15 protein-coding genes and 1 pseudogene are annotated in these 16,147 nt (G+C 64.6%); 15 read left to right on the top strand and 1 reads right to left on the bottom strand.

The window, feature by feature from the left end; all coding sequences use genetic code 11:
• The first annotated feature begins 100 nt into the window (after positions 1-100).
• The 6 genes from FJ949_RS25555 (at position 101) to FJ949_RS25580 (ending at position 7,704) form a co-directional block, all read left to right on the top strand.
• Positions 101-1,606, top strand: coding sequence for an altronate dehydratase family protein (locus FJ949_RS25555; RefSeq protein ID WP_140500299.1), 1,506 nt, complete (start codon positions 101-103; stop codon positions 1,604-1,606).
• 112 nt (positions 1,607-1,718) lie between these two features.
• Positions 1,719-2,717 carry an aldo/keto reductase gene (locus tag FJ949_RS25560; protein WP_140500301.1) on the top strand — a complete coding sequence of 333 codons (999 nt, stop codon included), beginning with the start codon at positions 1,719-1,721 and terminating at the stop codon, positions 2,715-2,717.
• A 329-nt stretch (positions 2,718-3,046) separates the two neighbouring features.
• On the top strand, positions 3,047-4,042 hold the full coding sequence (locus FJ949_RS25565; RefSeq protein WP_140500303.1) for an ABC transporter substrate-binding protein: 996 nt from the start codon (positions 3,047-3,049) through the stop codon (positions 4,040-4,042).
• 62 nt (positions 4,043-4,104) lie between these two features.
• Positions 4,105-5,658 (top strand): sugar ABC transporter ATP-binding protein, encoded by a 1,554-nt coding sequence (locus FJ949_RS25570; protein WP_140500305.1) that lies wholly within the window; start codon positions 4,105-4,107, stop codon positions 5,656-5,658.
• Entirely contained in the window at positions 5,655-6,623 is a 969-nt protein-coding gene (locus tag FJ949_RS25575; protein WP_140500307.1) for an ABC transporter permease, read from the top strand. The genes FJ949_RS25570 and FJ949_RS25575 overlap by 4 nt, the downstream gene beginning before the upstream one ends.
• Before the next feature lie 61 nt (positions 6,624-6,684).
• Positions 6,685-7,704 carry a zinc-binding alcohol dehydrogenase family protein gene (locus tag FJ949_RS25580; protein ID WP_140500309.1) on the top strand — a complete coding sequence of 340 codons (1,020 nt, stop codon included), beginning with the start codon at positions 6,685-6,687 and terminating at the stop codon, positions 7,702-7,704.
• Between the two features lie 120 nt (positions 7,705-7,824).
• On the opposite strand, the gene phnF is transcribed toward FJ949_RS25580, so the two are convergent.
• Positions 7,825-8,574 (bottom strand): phosphonate metabolism transcriptional regulator PhnF, encoded by a 750-nt coding sequence (gene phnF, locus FJ949_RS25585; protein ID WP_140500311.1) that lies wholly within the window; start codon positions 8,572-8,574, stop codon positions 7,825-7,827.
• A gap of 116 nt (positions 8,575-8,690) precedes the next feature.
• Between phnF and phnG the strand changes: the two genes are divergently transcribed.
• The 9 genes and pseudogenes from phnG (at position 8,691) to phnD (ending at position 16,113) form a co-directional block, all read left to right on the top strand.
• Complete coding sequence (gene phnG / locus FJ949_RS25590) at positions 8,691-9,152, top strand: phosphonate C-P lyase system protein PhnG (RefSeq protein ID WP_140500313.1); 462 nt, start codon at positions 8,691-8,693, stop codon at positions 9,150-9,152.
• Positions 9,152-9,763 (top strand): phosphonate C-P lyase system protein PhnH, encoded by a 612-nt coding sequence (phnH, locus tag FJ949_RS25595; RefSeq protein WP_140500314.1) that lies wholly within the window; start codon positions 9,152-9,154, stop codon positions 9,761-9,763. Before phnG ends, phnH begins: the two co-directional genes overlap by 1 nt.
• Positions 9,764-9,765: 2 nt before the next feature.
• Entirely contained in the window at positions 9,766-10,878 is a 1,113-nt protein-coding gene (locus FJ949_RS25600; protein ID WP_140500316.1) for a carbon-phosphorus lyase complex subunit PhnI, read from the top strand.
• Positions 10,875-11,714 (top strand): annotated as a pseudogene (locus tag FJ949_RS25605) (alpha-D-ribose 1-methylphosphonate 5-phosphate C-P-lyase PhnJ); the annotation flags it as partial. The gene FJ949_RS25600 and the pseudogene FJ949_RS25605, both read left to right, overlap by 4 nt.
• A 128-nt stretch (positions 11,715-11,842) precedes the next feature.
• Positions 11,843-12,619: a phosphonate C-P lyase system protein PhnK gene (gene phnK / locus FJ949_RS25610; RefSeq protein WP_140500318.1), complete on the top strand. Its 777-nt coding sequence runs from the start codon at positions 11,843-11,845 to the stop codon at positions 12,617-12,619.
• Between the two features lie 64 nt (positions 12,620-12,683).
• Complete coding sequence (gene phnL, locus FJ949_RS25615) at positions 12,684-13,391, top strand: phosphonate C-P lyase system protein PhnL (RefSeq protein ID WP_140500320.1); 708 nt, start codon at positions 12,684-12,686, stop codon at positions 13,389-13,391.
• Positions 13,388-14,005, top strand: a complete 618-nt coding sequence (locus FJ949_RS25620; protein ID WP_140500366.1) for a DapH/DapD/GlmU-related protein — start codon at positions 13,388-13,390, stop codon at positions 14,003-14,005. The genes phnL and FJ949_RS25620 overlap by 4 nt, the downstream gene beginning before the upstream one ends.
• A 259-nt stretch (positions 14,006-14,264) precedes the next feature.
• On the top strand, positions 14,265-15,113 hold the full coding sequence (gene phnC, locus FJ949_RS25625; RefSeq protein WP_140500368.1) for a phosphonate ABC transporter ATP-binding protein: 849 nt from the start codon (positions 14,265-14,267) through the stop codon (positions 15,111-15,113).
• 91 nt (positions 15,114-15,204) lie between these two features.
• Complete coding sequence (gene phnD, locus FJ949_RS25630) at positions 15,205-16,113, top strand: phosphonate ABC transporter substrate-binding protein (protein ID WP_140500369.1); 909 nt, start codon at positions 15,205-15,207, stop codon at positions 16,111-16,113.
• Positions 16,114-16,147 lie beyond the last annotated feature (34 nt).

The following is a 16,147-nucleotide window of genomic DNA, read 5'->3' on the forward strand; positions in this document are numbered from 1 at the left end:
AAAACAATTGACGCAAAACTGTTTTTTCACGATAAAAGACATTAACTCTTAACAAGCGCGTGTCAATCCGCGCCTCCCAGGATCACCCCAGGAAACGCCCGTGAACGCCTCCAACTCAATTCTTCTGTCCCCAGCCGACAATGTCGCGGTCGCCAACGGCCGCATCGAGACCGGCACCGCGCTGCCCGGCGGCGCGCTTGCCGCCGCCGTCATCGAGCCCGGCCACAAGGTGGCGATCAAGCCGATTCCCGCCGGGTCCGCCGTGGTCAAATATGCCCAGGCAATCGGCCGCGCCACGCAGGACATCGCGCCCGGCGAACATGTCCATTCGCACAATCTGGTGTTCGAGGCCGGCCGCCTGCCGGTGGTGCCGCCAAGCGAGGCCGAGCATGCGACCGAGGCCGACCGCGCCCGCACCTTCATGGGTTATCGCCGCGCCGACGGCCGCGCCGGCACGCGCAACTTCATCGGCATCATCGCCAGCGTCAACTGTTCGGCCACCGTCTGCCACGCCATCGCCGACGCGGCCAACCGCACGCTGCTGCCAAAATATCCCGGCATCGACGGCTTCGTCCCGATCGTCCACGGCCAGGGCTGCGGCATGAGCGCCACCGGCGACGGGATGATGGTGCTGCACCGCACATTGGCCGGCTATGCCCGCCATCCCAATTTCGGCGGTGTGCTGATGGTCGGGCTCGGCTGCGAGGTCAACCAGCTCACGCTGTACGGCCAGAAGGGTGCGGCCGCCGGTAAACGCCATTTCAACATCCAGGATGCCGGCGGGTCGCGCAAATCGGTCGAAAAGGCGATGGGCGTGCTGGCCGAGATCGCCGAGGAAGTCGGCCAGCTCAAGCGCGAACCCATCCCGGTCAGCGAGATCGTCGTCGGCCTGCAATGCGGCGGCTCCGACGGCATGTCAGGCATCACAGCCAATCCGGCGCTGGGCGCTGCCGTAGACATCCTGGCCGGCGTCGGCGGCATCGGTATTCTCTCCGAGACGACGGAAATCTACGGCGCCGAACATCTGCTCGCCTATCGCGCCGCGACGCCCGAGATCGCCAAGAAGCTCGACGGCTACGTCAAGTGGTGGGAGGACCACGTCGCCAAGCACGGCGCCTCGATCGACAACAACCCCTCGCCCGGCAACAAGCGCGGCGGCCTCACCACCATCCTGGAGAAATCGCTGGGCGCGGTAGCCAAGGGCGGCCAGACGCCGCTCAACGGCGTCTTCGGCTATGCCGAAAAGGTCACCGGCAGCGGGCTGGTGTTCATGGACACGCCCGGCTACGACCCGGTGTCCGCCACCGGCCAGGTGGCGGGCGGCGCCAACATCATCGTCTTCACCACCGGCCGCGGCTCCTGCTTCGGCTGCCGGCCGACGCCGTCGATCAAGGTCGCCACCAACTCGACCATGTATCATCAGATGGAAGAGGACATGGACGTCAATTGCGGCGTCATCGCCTCCGGCGAGAAGACCATCGCCGGCATGGGCCGCGAGATCTTCGAACTGATCGTCGAGACGGCCTCCGGCCGCAAGACCAAGAGCGAGGATTTCGGCTACGGCGACAACGAGTTCGTGCCCTGGCATCTCGGCGCGACGCTCTAGCTCTTTGAAGTCGCGCAGTCCGGAAAGTGGCCACGAACTTTCCTGGAATGCTGCGGCTTGAGGTCTTGGAATCTGCCGCGCCGGATAATGGCGGGCAACGGGGAGGTTGTGCATGGAAAAACGCCGCATCGGCCAGACGGCGCTCGAGGTCACCGAAGTAAGCTTCGGCGGTGCCGCGATCGGCGGGCTCTACCGCGCCTGTTCGCGCGAGGCGGCGATGGAAACGTTGCAAGGCGCGTGGGAGGCGGGCCTGCGCTATTTCGACACCGCGCCCTTCTATGGTTTCGGCCTGTCGGAGCGGCGTTTCGGCGACTTCCTGCGCTATAAGCCGCGCGATTCCTATGTGCTGTCGACCAAGGTCGGGCGCCTGTTCCGGCCCGTTCCGGAGGATCAGGTTCCCGATCACTCCTATGTCGATCCGCTGCCCTTCGCGCTCGACTACGACTATTCCTATGACGGCATCATGCGCTCGGTCGACTTCAGCTATGCGCGGCTTGGTCTAAACAGGATAGACATCCTGTTTGTGCACGACATCGGCGTGTACACGCATGGCGTCGAGAAGACCAAGATGCACTTTCGCCAGTTGATGGACGGTGGGCTCAAGGCGCTCGAAGAACTGAAAGACTCCGGCGTCATTTCCGCCTACGGGCTCGGCGTCAACGAAGTCCGGATATGTCTCGACGTGATGCGTCGCGCGCCGCTCGATTGTATCCTGCTCGCCAGCCGCTATTCCTTGCTCGATCGCAGCGCCGAAGCCGAACTTTTGCCGCTCTGCCGCGCCCGACAGACTTCGCTGGTCATCGGCGGTGTGTTCAACTCCGGCATATTGGCGACCGGACCGGTGCAGGGCGCCCATTTCGACTACAAGCCCGCCAGCGGTGACGTGCTCGACCGCGTCGGCGCGATGGAGCGGATCGCCGCCGAAGGTGGTTACCCGCTCGCTGCCGCCGCGTTCCAGTTCCCCCTCCAGGAATCCTCGGTCGCCACCGTGCTGACCGGCACCGCCAAGCTGGCGAACCTGACCCGCAATCTCGAACTGCTTGATGTCGACGTGCCTCAGGCGGACTACGCCAGATACCGCCCCTACACCGTAGTGCAGGAATTGGCATGAAGTGCCCCGTCCGCCCGGGCGAAGGCGTGCGATCGCGGGGCTTCACGATCCCGCGAACCGGAGAAGGAACGGGCATTCTATATTGACTAATTTATGGAATTAATATTCCATACGTTAGTCACGCGAAACGGAAGCGTCGGGCAGAGAGCAAGGCGCCAGTGCGGTCATGACCGCCGTGTCCCGAGGATGGCATAAACACTGCTTGCATCGACCGGATCGATGCACTATCAGAATGCTGCAACTGTTTTTTATTGATAAAGTTCTGTTTGGCTACGCCTATCCGAACCGAGCTTCCGTATCGTTCACCGGGCGACCTAGGGAGGAATTCCATGAAATTCGTGACCAGCATTCTCAATCGCCGCGCTGTCATGGCGCTGGCGGCCGCGTCGATGCTTGCCGGCGTCATGCACCCGGCGCCGGTTTCGGCGGCGGACGTGACCATTCCGATCATCGTCAAGGACACCACGTCCTTCTACTGGCAGATCGTTCTGGCCGGGGCCCGCAAGGCCGGCAAGGATCTCGGCGTCAACGTGCCGGAGCTCGGCGCCCAGGCAGAAACTGACGTCAACGGCCAGATCTCGATCCTCGAAAACGCCGTCGCCAGCAATCCGGCGGCGATCGTCATCTCGCCGACCGAGTTCAAGGCGCTCGGCAAGCCGATCGACGAAGCCGCCGCCAAGGTCAAGGTTATCGGCATCGATTCCGGCGCCGACTCCAAGGCCTTCACCTCCTTCCTGACCACCGACAACGTCCAGGGCGGCCGCGTCGCCGCTGACGGCCTCGCAGCGGCCATCGGCGAAGCCAATGGCGGCAAGATCGAGGGCGACGTTGCCCTGATCACCAACACGCCTGGCGCCGGCTCGCTCGAACAGCGCAAGCAGGGCTTCATCGAACAGCTCAAGGCGAAATATCCGGGCCTGAAGCTGGTCGCCGACAAATATGCCGACGGCCAGGCCACCACCGGCCTCAACATCGCCACCGACCTGATCACCGCCAATCCGAACCTCAAGGGTATTTTCGCTTCCAACCTGATCATGGCGCAGGGCGTCGGGCAGGCTGTCGCCGAAAACAGCCTCGGCGGCAAGCTGGCGCTGGTTGGCTTCGACAGCGACGAGAAGCTGATCAAGTTCCTCAACGACGGCGTCATTTCCGCCCTCGTCGTCCAGGATCCCTACCGGATGGGCTATGACGGCATCAAGACCGCGCTTGCCGCCTCCAAGGGCGAAAAGGTCGAGACCAATGTCGACACCGGCGCCAACCTGGTCACCAAGGCCAACATGAAGGATCCCAAGATCGACGCGCTGCTCAACCCGAAGCTCAACTGAGCATCGGCACGCGCAACTGTTTCCGGGGCCTCTGCGCCCCGGAAACAACAGGGAGGATTGCCATGACGTCGACCGCGCAGGAACTGCATCCGGCCCCCGTGCTGGAGCCCGGCAGGACGATCCTCGAGCTGCAGGGTCTGGAAAAGCGGTATCCCGGCACGCATGCGCTGAAGCCTGTGACCCTGGCCTTCAAGGCGGGAGAGATCCACGCCATCGTCGGCGAGAACGGTGCCGGCAAATCGACCCTGATCAAACTTCTGACCGGCGTCATCCCGCGCACCTCCGGAGAGGTTGTGTGGGAAGGCAAGCCGGCTGCCCTGGCGACGCCGCACGAAGCCATGGCGCTCGGCATCAACGCCGTGCACCAGGAAGTCGTGCTCTGCCGCCACCTGACCGTCGCCGCCAACATGTTCCTCGGCGAGGAGAACTCGCGCTTCGGCATCCTCCAGCAACGAGCCATGGTCAGGGAAGCGCAGAAGATCATCGACGGTCTCGGCTTCGACCTGCCGGCGCATGTCGTGCTCGGCGATCTCACCATCGGCCAGCAGCAGCTGATCGCCGCCGCCCGAGCCACCGTGCGCGGCACCAAATTCCTGATTTTCGACGAGCCGACCGCCTACCTCACCCGCAAAGAGGCCGACCAGCTGTTCACGCTGATCCGCCGCCTGAAGGGTGAAGGCGTCACCATCATCTACATCAGCCATCGCATGGAGGAGGTGTTCGAGCTCGCCGACCGCGTCTCGGTGCTGCGTGACGGCACGCTGGTCGGCACCCGCAACATCGCCGAGACCAATGAGCCGGAGCTGGTCAAGCTGATGATCAACCGCTCGATCGAGCAGATCTATCACAAGGAGCATTTCACGCCGGGCGCCGTCATCGCCGAGGCGCGGAACCTGTCCGGCAAGGGTTTCGAGAATGTCTCTCTGTCGGTGCGCGCGGGCGAGATCGTCGGGCTCTACGGCCTGATCGGAGCCGGCCGCAGCGAATTCGTCACCACCCTCTACGGCCGCCACCGCAAATCGGCCGGCCAGGTGTTGTGGGAAGGCAAGGAGGTGCAGGTCAACTCCGAGCACGACGCCATCAAGCTCGGCATGGCGCTGGCACCGGAAAGCCGCCGCGACCAGGGCCTGTGCCTCAACCTGCCGGTTGCATTGAATCTCAACCTGCCGATCTACAAGCGCATATCGAAAAATCTGCTGATCTCGTCTGCGCAGGAGAAGGCCGAGGCGGACCGGCAGATCGCCGACCTCAGGATCAAGACGCCGACGCGCGGCGCGCTGGCCTCCAGCCTGTCGGGCGGCAACCAGCAGAAGATCGTCATCGGCAAGTGGCTGGCGCACGGCGCCAAACTGTTCATCTTCGACGAGCCGACGGTCGGCGTCGATGTAGGCACCAAGGCCGAGATCTACCGGCTGTTCAGTGTGCTGTTGTCCAAGGGCGCGGGCATCATCCTGATCTCGTCCTATCTGCCTGAGGTCTACGAACTGGCTGACACGCTGCATGTGTTCAGGCGCGGCAAGCTGGTGGCCACGCATGGTTTCCGCACCGCCGATCACGAGGACATTCTGAGCCAGGCCCTGGCCGAGAAACAAGAAAAGACGGGAGGACAGACATGAGCACCGAGGCGATCCCTGCCGAAAAGCCGAAGCGCAACTACAATGCCCTGTTCGGGCTGACGCTGCTTGGCCTGCTGCTTCTGATGTGGGTCATCCTGGCGGTCGCGACGCCGTCCTTCGCCTCGGCGCTCAACATCACCAACCTGCTGCGCCAGGGTTCCCTGATCGCCATCCTGGCCGTCGGCCAGACCTTCGTCATCATCACCGGCGGCATCGACCTTTCCGTCGGCGCCATCGTCGGCTTCGCCACCGTCATCGTCGCGCTGCTGATCAATGCCGGCTGGCCGGTCTGGATCGCGGTACTGGCGACGCTGCTGGTCGGAGTCGCCATTGGCCTGTTCCACGGTTTCGGCATCGTCAGGATGGGCCTGCCGCCCTTCATCATCACGCTGGCGACCATGACTTCGCTGCGCGGCATCGGTCTCCTGATGACCAATGGCAATTCGATATCGATCAACAGCGACGCGTTCCAGGCGTTTTCGCGCGGTTCGCTGCTGGGGATCCCCTATCTGTTCTGGATGGTGATCGTGGTTGCCCTGCCCTCCTACGTCTTCCTGCACCACACGCGATGGGGACGCTATCTCTTCTCCGTCGGCTCGAACGCGGAAGCCGCGCGCCTCTCCGGCGTCAACGTGCCGCGCACGATCTACATGGCCTATGTGCTGTCCGGCCTGTGCGCGGCTTTCGTCGGCGTGCTGCTCGCGTCCCGCATCGGCATCGGCAATCCGACGCAGGGCGACACCTACGAGCTGCAAGCCATCGCCTCGTCGGTGATCGGCGGCACGTCGTTGTTCGGCGCTATCGGTTCGGTGCACGGGCCGCTGATCGGCTCGTTCATCCTCTCCACCATCAACAACGGCGCCAACCTGCTCAACGTCAACACGTTCTGGCAGCGCGTCATCACCGGCATGTTGATCATCGTCATCGTCTACTTCGACGGCCTGCGCCGCCGAGGTGGCAAGTAAAATCGATCGCCGGCCGGGTCGAAAATCGGCCGACGATTCCATGAACCGACTGGATTGAAGCATGAAAGCCGTTGTCTGCCGTTCGCCCGGCGACCTTGTCGTGGAAGACCGTCCCGCGGCTGGCTCGCCGCCTCCCGGCTGGGCGCTGGTGGCGGTCAGCCTTGTCGGCATCTGCGGCACCGACTACCACATCTTCGAGGGCAAGCATCCCTTCCTCGCCTACCCCCGCATCATGGGCCATGAAGTGTCGGGGACCATCGTCGAGGCGGGCGAAGGCGTTGGTCTTGCCACGGGCGAGCCGGTCATCATCAATCCCTATCTGGCGTGCGGCAAATGCATCGCCTGCCGGCACGGTAAACCCAATTGCTGTGTCCGGATCGAAGTGCTCGGCGTGCATCGCGACGGCGCCATGTGCGAACAGATCCTTATCCCGGAACAAAACCTCTATCCAGCCAACGGCCTGTCGTTGGCCGATGCCGCGGCCGTCGAGTTCCTGGCCATCGGCGCCCATGCGGTGCGGCGCTCGCGTGCCGATCCCGGCGCACGGACGCTCGTCATCGGCGTCGGACCGATCGGGCTCGGCACCGCCATCTTCGCCCGCATCGCCGGGCTCGACGTGACGCTGCTCGACATGAGCAGCGAAAGGCTCGGCTTCGCCGCCAATGAACTCGGCTTCAAGACCCTCGACGGGTCGCGCGGCGCGGCATCCGATCTGGTCAGCGAAGCGACATCAGGCGAAGGCTTCGACGTGGTCTTCGACGCCACCGGGAACACCGGCTCGGTGCAGTCGGCCTTCGCTCATGTCGCGCATGGCGGGACATTGGTGCTGGTCAGCGTCGTGAAGGACGACATCGCCTTTTCCGACCCCGAATTCCACAAGCGCGAGATGACGCTTGTCGGCAGCCGCAATGCCTTGAGGGCCGACTTTGACCACGTCGCCGCTTCGATCCGCGATGGCGCCGTGCCGCTGGCCAAGCTCGTCACCCACCGCACCACGCTTGCCGACACGCCACGTGATCTCGCCCGCTGGGCGCATGAGAAATCCGGCCTGATCAAGGCCGTGATCGAGGTGGGGGCATAAGCTGGCAGATCGTGAACCCGGCCCGTATTGACCACGCCCCGCGCAGGGCGACCCCCAAACCGCCAAGCCGCTGACAACCGAGCTGGTCTGGTACCAGCGTTAGTATAAGGCCGACACGCCCTACAGCGCCGACAGTTTCAGCTCCACCCGCTCCGCCGGGAAGCGCGCCTCGGCGAATTGGATCGGCCGGCCGTCCGTCGTCATGTTGACGGCCATCGTGACCAGCACGATGCCGCCCGGCTGCAGATCGAGGTCGGCAAGGTCGGAAGCATCGGCGTGACGCGCCGACAGCACCGTCGATTGCCTGAGATAATCGTCTATGCCGAAACGCTTGAGCGATGCGGTGATCGACCCGGTCTCGGCCATGGCCACATCGATGCCGGCGAAGCGCCTGGCGTCGAACCAGCCGGAAGCGCGCGACACCGGCTTCCCATCGGCCTCGCCGCGCGTCTCCAGGCGAATCACATCCGATCCCCTGGCAACGCCCAGGGCTTCGGCGACGCGCCGGCTGGCGGGCTCGACCGATGAGGCCAGCAGCACGATATGCCGCTCCGACGCCTGGCCCTGCAAGCCGGTTGAAAATCGCGTGCGCGCGCCGATCGGATAGGACAGCCGCTTGCGCGACAGCACGAAAGTGCCGCGCCCCTGCTCGGCCCGCAGTACCCCGTCTTGCACGAGCGCCGCGATGGCGCTGCGCACCGTGTGACGGTTGACGCCATAGCGCTCGGCCAGCGCCACCTCCGGCGGCAGCGCGGCATTCTCGGCAAAATCGCCGGCAGCGATCGATTGCAGGATTCGGTCGGCGATCTGGCGCCACAACGAGACGCCGCTGCGCCGCTCGATACCGTCAGCCACGTGTTTTCCGTTCACGGTTTCGCCCCTGGCCGGCCCCTGTCACGCACCCGTCATGGACTCGCGTTAGGTAATGGGTATAATTCGTATGATTGTCTATATCAATAGACAAATTAGAAGCAAGGGTGTTGCTCATGCGAGGACAGGAAGCGCGCGACCAGGCCGAACGCAAGGCGGCCATGGCAACCCTGGCGCAGTCCAGCGGCGACGACATCGTTCGCCTCTGGAACGAATCCGGCCTGCCTGCCGAGGCCGAACTGCTGCGCGGTCCCGAGACCGGCCTGGTTACCATGCGCGGCCGCATCGGCGGCGGCGGCGCGCCGTTCAATGTCGGCGAGGCCACCGTGACCCGCGCCACAGTGCGCCTGCCGTCCGGACAGGTCGGCCATTGCTATGCGCTCGGCCGCGACAAGCAGAAGGCGAAGCTGGCGGCCATCGCCGACGCGCTGTGGCAGGACCCCGCCCACCGAGAGGCGGTCGAAACGGGCCTTCTCGCGCCGCTGCGGGCTGCCTTGACCACGGCACGAGAAAGGCGCCGCGCCGAAACGGCGGCAACGAAGGTGGATTTCTTCACCATGGTTCGCGGAGAAGATTGATGGATATCGCAGCGCAATCGATCGAGGGCGGGTTCGCCGATCCGGTGTTCAACGCCCAGACGGTGTTTCGCGCCGTCATGGACGCAATGGCGCGGCCGGGCAGCGTGCAACCCTTGCCGGCCCTGGCCCGCCCGCCGGCGCCGCTTTCGGCGACATCGGGCGCGGTTGCGCTGGCATTGTGCGACAATGACACGCCGCTCTGGCTCGACCCGGCCCTGCATGCCTCGGCAGCGGTCATGTCCTGGCTCGGCTTTCACAGCGGTGCGCCGCTGGCCAACACCCCGGCCGACGCGCATTTCGCGTTTGTGGCCTCGCCGGCCGAGATGATGGCGCTCGACGGTTTCTCGCAAGGCACGCAGGACTATCCCGACCGCTCGACCACATTGATCCTGCAGGTAGGCGATCTCACGTCAGGCACGCCGCTGCTGCTCGAAGGTCCTGGCATCGAGAAGACGGCGACGATCGCGCCGGCCCGCATGCCGCGTCATTTCATCGAGCAGTGGAAGCAGAACATCAACCGCTTTCCGCGCGGCGTCGACATCATCCTGGCGGCACATGACAGCCTCGCCTGCCTGCCGCGTACGACACGCATCAAGACGACGGAGGCCTAGCGATGTATGTTGCGGTAAAAGGCGGCGAAGCCGCGATCGCCAACGCCCACAGCCTGCTCGCTGACCGTCGGCGCGGTGACCGCTCGGTACCGGCACTGCGCCTCGACCAGATCGTCGAACAGCTGGCGCTCGGCGTCGACCGGGTGATGAGCGAAGGCTCGCTTTACGATCGCGAACTCGCCGCACTCGCTATCGTGCAGGCGCGCGGCGACATGATCGAGGCGATCTTCCTGGTGCGGGCCTACCGCACCACGCTGCCGCGCTTTGGCTATACAAATGCCATCGACACCGCCACCATGCTGGTCGAACGCCGCGTTTCGGCGACCTACAAGGACCTGCCCGGCGGCCAGTTGCTTGGGCCCACCTTCGACTACACGCACCGGCTGCTCGATCCCGAGCTTGCCGCCGGCGCCGATGTCGCCGCGCCCTTGCGGCGCGAGACGGAAGCGCAGCCAATGCCGCGCGTCTCGGCGATCCTCGCTCGCGATGGGCTGATCGAGCCGGACGGAGACATGCCGCAGGACCATGTCCCCGGCGACATTACCCGCGAGCCGCTGGAGTTCCCGATGGCTCGCGACATCCGCCTGCAGGCGCTGTCGCGCGGCGACGAGGGCTTCCTGCTGGCGCTCGGCTATTCCACGCAGCGCGGCTATGCCCGCAACCATCCCTTCGTCGGCGAGATCCGCATCGGCGAGGTCGAGCTGGAGCTCGACGTGCCCGAACTGCCTTTCGCTGTGCCGCTCGGTACCGCGCGCGTTACCGAATGCCAGATGGTCAATCAGTTCAAGGGCTCGGCCAAGGCGCCACCGCAATTCACACGCGGCTACGGGCTGGTCTTCGGCCAGAGCGAGCGCAAGGCGATGGCCATGGCACTCTGCGACCGCGCTCTTCGTGCAAGCGAACTCGGCGAGGACATTGTCGCCGCCGCCCAGGACGAGGAATTCGTCATCTCGCACTCCGACAACGTCCAGGCGACCGGCTTCGTCGAACATCTGAAGCTGCCGCATTATGTCGACTTCCAGGCCGAACTCGACCTCGTGCGCCGCATGCGCGCCGAGTACGGCGCCCGCGAAAATCCCGGCAAGATTGAAGAGAAGAAAGAGGCCGCGGAATGAGCGCGCAACCGACCGACATCGCCGCCTACAACTTCGCTTATCTCGACGAACAGACCAAGCGGATGATCCGCCGCGCGATCCTCAAGGGCATCGCCATTCCCGGCTATCAGGTGCCGTTCGCCTCGCGCGAAATGCCGATGCCCTATGGCTGGGGCACCGGCGGCGTCCAGGTTACCGCTTCGATCATCGGCCCCGACGATGTGCTGAAGGTCATCGACCAGGGCGCCGACGACACCACCAATGCGGTCTCGATCCGCGCCTTTTTCAAGAAGGTCGCCAATGTGGCGGTTACGACCGATACCGCCAGCGCCAGCATCATCCAGACCCGCCACCGCATTCCCGAACATCCGCTCGCCGCAGGCCAGGTGCTGGTCTACCAGGTACCGATCCCCGAGCCCCTGCGCTTTCTCGAGCCACGCGAGACCGAAACGCGCAAAATGCATGCGCTGGAGGAATACGGCCTCATGCATGTGAAGCTCTATGAGGACATCGCCAAGCACGGCCGCATCGCCACCACCTATGCCTATCCGGTGAAGGTCGAGGGCCGCTATGTGATGGACCCGTCTCCGACGCCGAAATTCGACAATCCCAAGATGCACCGCTCGCCGGCTTTGCAGCTGTTCGGCGCCGGCCGCGAGAAGCGCATCTACGCGCTGCCCCCCTTTACTGATGTGGTCAGCCTCGACTTCGAGGATCATCCGTTCGAGGTGCAGACCTTCGACCAGCCCTGCGCGTTGTGCGGCGCCGAGAACGTTTATCTCGACGAGGTCATCCTCGATGATCACGGCGGCCACATGTTCGTCTGCTCCGACACCGACCACTGCGAGAAGCGGCGCAGCACCCCTACCTCCCCCTTGTGGGGAGGTCGCGCCGAAGGCGCGGGTGGGGGTAGCGACCCATCGGCAGCCCCCACCCCGGCGCTGCGCGCCGACCCTCCCCACAAGGGGGAGGGTAAGGAGATACAATGACCGACGAACCCTTGCTACGCGTTTCGGCGCTCTCGAAATTCTACGGCTCGCGCGTCGGCTGCGACAACGTCACCTTCGATCTGTGGCCGGGCGAAGTCCTGGCTGTCGTGGGCGAATCCGGCTCCGGCAAGACGACATTGCTCAACTGCCTGTCGACGCGGCTGCTGCCCTCATCCGGCACCGCCAGCTACCGCATGCGCGACGGCCAGTTCCGCGAACTCTACCGCATGAGCGAGGCCGAGCGCCGCTTCCTGATGCGCACCGACTGGGGCTTTGTCCACCAGAATCCGGCCGACGGCTTGCGCATGACGGTGTCGGCCGGCGCCAATGTCGGCGAACGCTTGATGGCGGTGGGCGACCGCCACTACGGCAAGATCCGCGCCACCGCCGTCGACTGGCTGTCGCGCGTCGAGATCGAGGAAGATCGCATCGACGACGAGCCCCGCGCCTTTTCCGGCGGCATGCGCCAGCGCCTGCAGATCGCCCGCAACCTCGTCACCGGCCCGCGGCTGGTGTTCATGGATGAACCGACAGGCGGCCTCGACGTCTCGGTGCAGGCGCGCCTGCTCGATCTCTTGCGCGGCCTCGTCACCGATCTCGGCCTCGCCGCCGTCGTCGTCACCCATGACCTCGCGGTGGCGCGGCTTTTGTCGCAGCGCATGATGGTGATGAAGGACGGCCGCGTCGTCGAAAGCGGCCTCACCGACCGCGTGCTCGACGACCCGCGCGCGCCGTACACGCAATTACTTGTTTCCTCGATTCTGCAGGTTTGACGATGGCGCCAAGTCACCCCCCTCTGTCCTGCCCGCAAACGAATAACGATTGGAGTACCTTCTGATGCCGACGCCTCTCGTTGTTTCCGACGTCGCCAAGAGCTTCACCATGCATCTGCGCGACGGCATCAAACTGCCTGTCGTCGCCGGTGTCTCCTTCTCGATCCGCGCCGGTGAATGCACCGTGCTCGGCGGCCCGTCCGGGGCCGGCAAGAGCTCGATCCTGAAGATGCTCTACGGCAATTACGCCGTCGACGAAGGCCAGATCATCGTCACGCACGAAGACGGGCTGATCGACCTTGCCAGCGCCAGCCCGCGCACCGTGCTTGCCGTGCGCCGCCAGACCATCGGCTATGTCAGCCAGTTCCTGCGCACCGTGCCCCGCGTATCGGCGCTCGACGTCGTCGCTGAGCCGCTCGTAGAGCGCGGTGAGGATCGCGAAGCAGCAAGAAGCAAGGCGCGCGCCCTGCTGGCGCAGCTTAACCTGCCGGAAAAACTCTGGGCATTGCCGCCGGCGACCTTCTCCGGCGGCGAGCAGCAGCGCGTCAACATCGCGCGTGGCTTCATCACCGGGCACCCGATCCTGCTGCTCGACGAGCCGACCGCTTCGCTCGACGCAAGGAACCGCGATGTGGTGATCGAACTCATCGCCGCCAAGAAGGCGGCAGGCGTCGCCCTGCTCGGCATCTTCCACGACCATGATGTGCGCGAAGCGGTGGCCGACCGCATCATCGACGTCACCGCCTTCGCCCCGGGAAAGCTCGCCGCATGAGCAGGAAATTGTCGGAGACGCCGCTGGTCCACCCGACGGCGGACGTGGAGAATTCGACGCTTGGCCGGTGGACCGAAATCGCCGACCGCTGTCGGGTTTCGGAAAGCGAACTCGGCGACTATTCCTACATGATGCAGGACTGCGCCGTCTGGTGTGCGACGATCGGCAAATTCTCCAACATCGCGGCAAGCGTGCGCATCAACGCCACCAACCACCCGACCTGGCGGCCGACGCTGCACCATTTCACCTACCGCGCATCGGACTATTGGGACGATGCCGAACACGAGAGCGAATTTTTCGCTGAGCGCCGCGCCAGGCGCGTCACAATCGGCCACGACACATGGCTTGGCCATGGCTCGACAGTCCTGCCCGGCATCACCGTCGGCGATGGCGCCGCCGTCGGCGCCGGAGCGGTGGTATCGAAGGATGTCGCTCCCTACACCATCGTCGCCGGCGTGCCGGCAAAGCCGATCCGCGAGCGCTTCGACCGCCGCACTGCCGAGCGCTACCAGGCGCTTGCCTGGTGGGATTGGGACCATGCGAGGCTGCGCGCCGCACTCGACGATTTCCGTCAGCTCGAGGCCGAAGCTTTCCTGGAAAAATACGGTGGATGACGGTGGTGAATGGAATAGGGCTGCTCACTATTCGCATCCCTTACATAGAGTTCGGGCAGGGGGCTGTCTTCTCAAGCCGCCTGCCTTCCGCAGTTTCAGGGACGTGGAGCATTTCGAGGAACTGATGGTCCTGGCCTGATCGCGCGCGACGCGGCTGTGGGTGGTAACAAAACTGACATCAATCCGACACCGCAGGTTCATGGCGCTGCGCTAGCGAGGGTCAACAGGACCTTCAACCGCGACTGGACGGGAACGCACCATGTCAGCCACGCTCGAAATCCGCGGCGTCACCCGACGATTTGGCAAGAACACCGCCGTCAACGATGTCAGCATCTCGATCCCGCAGGGTCAGATGGTCGGCGTCATCGGCCGTTCCGGCGCCGGCAAGTCGACCCTTCTGCGTATGATCAACCGCCTCATCGATCCCAGCCATGGATCGATTTTCTTCGACGGCGCCGAGGTCTCGCAATTGCGCGGTTCGCCGCTCAGGCGCTGGCAGCGCGACTGCGCCATGATCTTCCAGCAATTCAACCTTGTTCCGCGCCTCGACGTGCTGACCAATGTGCTGCTCGGCCGGCTGAACCATCGTCCGACCCTGTCGAACCTTTTCGGCATGTTCTCGCGAACCGAATGTGCGCAGGCGGTCGCCGCCCTCGAGCGGCTCGATATCGCCCGTACCGCGCTGCAGCCCGCAGGCACCTTGTCGGGCGGCCAGCAGCAGCGTGTCGCCATTGCCCGCGCCATGATGCAGCAGCCCCGGGTGATCCTGGCCGACGAACCGATCGCTTCGCTCGACCCGCTCAACGCCAAGGTGGTGATGGATTCGCTGCAGGACATCAATTTGCGCGAAGGCATCACCGTGGTCACCAACCTGCACACGCTGGACACCGCCCGTACCTATTGCAACCGCATCATCGGCATGGCCGCGGGCAAGGTCGTGTTCGACGGGCCGCCGGAGGAGCTTAACCGCGAGGCCGTCCGTCTCGTCTATGGCGCCGACAGCAATGGCGGCGAGATATCCGAGGCCATCACCTCGACCAGCGTTGCCTTCAAGCAAAAGATCGCCGCATCCGCCGGACCGCTCGAACCCGCATTCCCGGGTTACTGAGAGCGACCTGGATCGCCAGCCCGCGTCAGGGCACCCGTCAAAATCACCAACGCCGCCGGCGCGGGGCCGGAACCTACAGGAGAGAAATCAGATGTTCAGGAAAATGGTTTTCAGCGCCGTTTCGGTGCTTGCAATGGCCACCGGCGCGGCGCATGCCGCCGATATGAAGGAATTCCGCGTCGGCATCCTCGGCGGCGAGAACGAAACCGACCGGCTGCGCAACTACCAGTGCCTGGCCGATCACCTGAAGGCCGAATTCGGCTTCGAGAAGGTCTCGCTGTTCCCGGCCGCCGACTATGACGGCGTCATCCAGGGACTTCTCGGCGGCACGCTCGACTTCGCCGAACTCGGCGCTTCCGGCTACGCCAGCGTCGTCCTCAAGGATCCCAAGGCGGTAACCCCGATTCTCACAACCCAGCAGACCGACGGCGCGACCGGCTACTATTCGATCGGCCTGGCGCTGAAGTCCTCCGGCATCACCGACATCAAGTCGGCCAAGGGCAAGAAGCTCGGTTACGCCGATCCGGATTCGACCTCCGGCTACCTGATCCCGCTGACGCAGATTCCGAAGGACACGGGCGCGTCGAACGAGACCTTCTTCGCCTCGACCCAGTTCAATGGCGGCCATGAGAACAATGTGCTCGCCGTGCGTGACGGCAAGGTCGACGTGGCGGTGGACGATTCCTCCGGCATCGGCGACTTCAAGGACGGCTACACCTCCGGCACCTTCCACAAGGAAGTCGCCAAGGGCGCCGTCGACCCCAACGACTTCGTCGAGGTCTGGCGCTCGGGCCTGATCCCGAACGGTCCGCTGGTCGTGCGCACGGCGCTCGGCGACGAGATGACGGCCAAGCTGGCCGCCTTCTTCACCGACCTGCCCAAGAAGGACAAGGCTTGCTTCGAAGGCGTCGAAGGCGGCGATTTTACCGGCTACGTTCCGGTGAAGGCGGATTTCTATAACGTCATCGTCGAAGCCCGTAAGGCAGCCATCGGCGGCTAAAGGCAGAAATCAGGAAGGGCGGCGCCGAGAAAAC

Source organism: Mesorhizobium sp. B2-4-1 (genome assembly GCF_006442185.1).
Lineage (GTDB): Bacteria > Pseudomonadota > Alphaproteobacteria > Rhizobiales > Rhizobiaceae > Mesorhizobium.

Excerpts from the sequence above, each read along its gene's own strand:
- phnH (WP_140500314.1), top strand. The coding sequence starts at position 9,152 with ATGGATATCGCAGCGCAATCGATCGAGGGCGGGTTCGCCGATCCGGTG.
- FJ949_RS25620 (WP_140500366.1), top strand. The coding sequence starts at position 13,388 with ATGAGCAGGAAATTGTCGGAGACGCCGCTGGTCCACCCGACGGCGGAC.
- FJ949_RS25565 (WP_140500303.1), top strand. The coding sequence starts at position 3,047 with ATGAAATTCGTGACCAGCATTCTCAATCGCCGCGCTGTCATGGCGCTG.
- phnD (WP_140500369.1), top strand. The coding sequence starts at position 15,205 with ATGTTCAGGAAAATGGTTTTCAGCGCCGTTTCGGTGCTTGCAATGGCC.
- phnL (WP_140500320.1), top strand. The coding sequence starts at position 12,684 with ATGCCGACGCCTCTCGTTGTTTCCGACGTCGCCAAGAGCTTCACCATG.
- phnG (WP_140500313.1), top strand. The coding sequence starts at position 8,691 with ATGCGAGGACAGGAAGCGCGCGACCAGGCCGAACGCAAGGCGGCCATG.
- FJ949_RS25600 (WP_140500316.1), top strand. The coding sequence starts at position 9,766 with ATGTATGTTGCGGTAAAAGGCGGCGAAGCCGCGATCGCCAACGCCCAC.
- phnC (WP_140500368.1), top strand. The coding sequence starts at position 14,265 with ATGTCAGCCACGCTCGAAATCCGCGGCGTCACCCGACGATTTGGCAAG.
- FJ949_RS25575 (WP_140500307.1), top strand. The coding sequence starts at position 5,655 with ATGAGCACCGAGGCGATCCCTGCCGAAAAGCCGAAGCGCAACTACAAT.
- FJ949_RS25570 (WP_140500305.1), top strand. The coding sequence starts at position 4,105 with ATGACGTCGACCGCGCAGGAACTGCATCCGGCCCCCGTGCTGGAGCCC.
- FJ949_RS25580 (WP_140500309.1), top strand. The coding sequence starts at position 6,685 with ATGAAAGCCGTTGTCTGCCGTTCGCCCGGCGACCTTGTCGTGGAAGAC.
- phnK (WP_140500318.1), top strand. The coding sequence starts at position 11,843 with ATGACCGACGAACCCTTGCTACGCGTTTCGGCGCTCTCGAAATTCTAC.
- FJ949_RS25560 (WP_140500301.1), top strand. The coding sequence starts at position 1,719 with ATGGAAAAACGCCGCATCGGCCAGACGGCGCTCGAGGTCACCGAAGTA.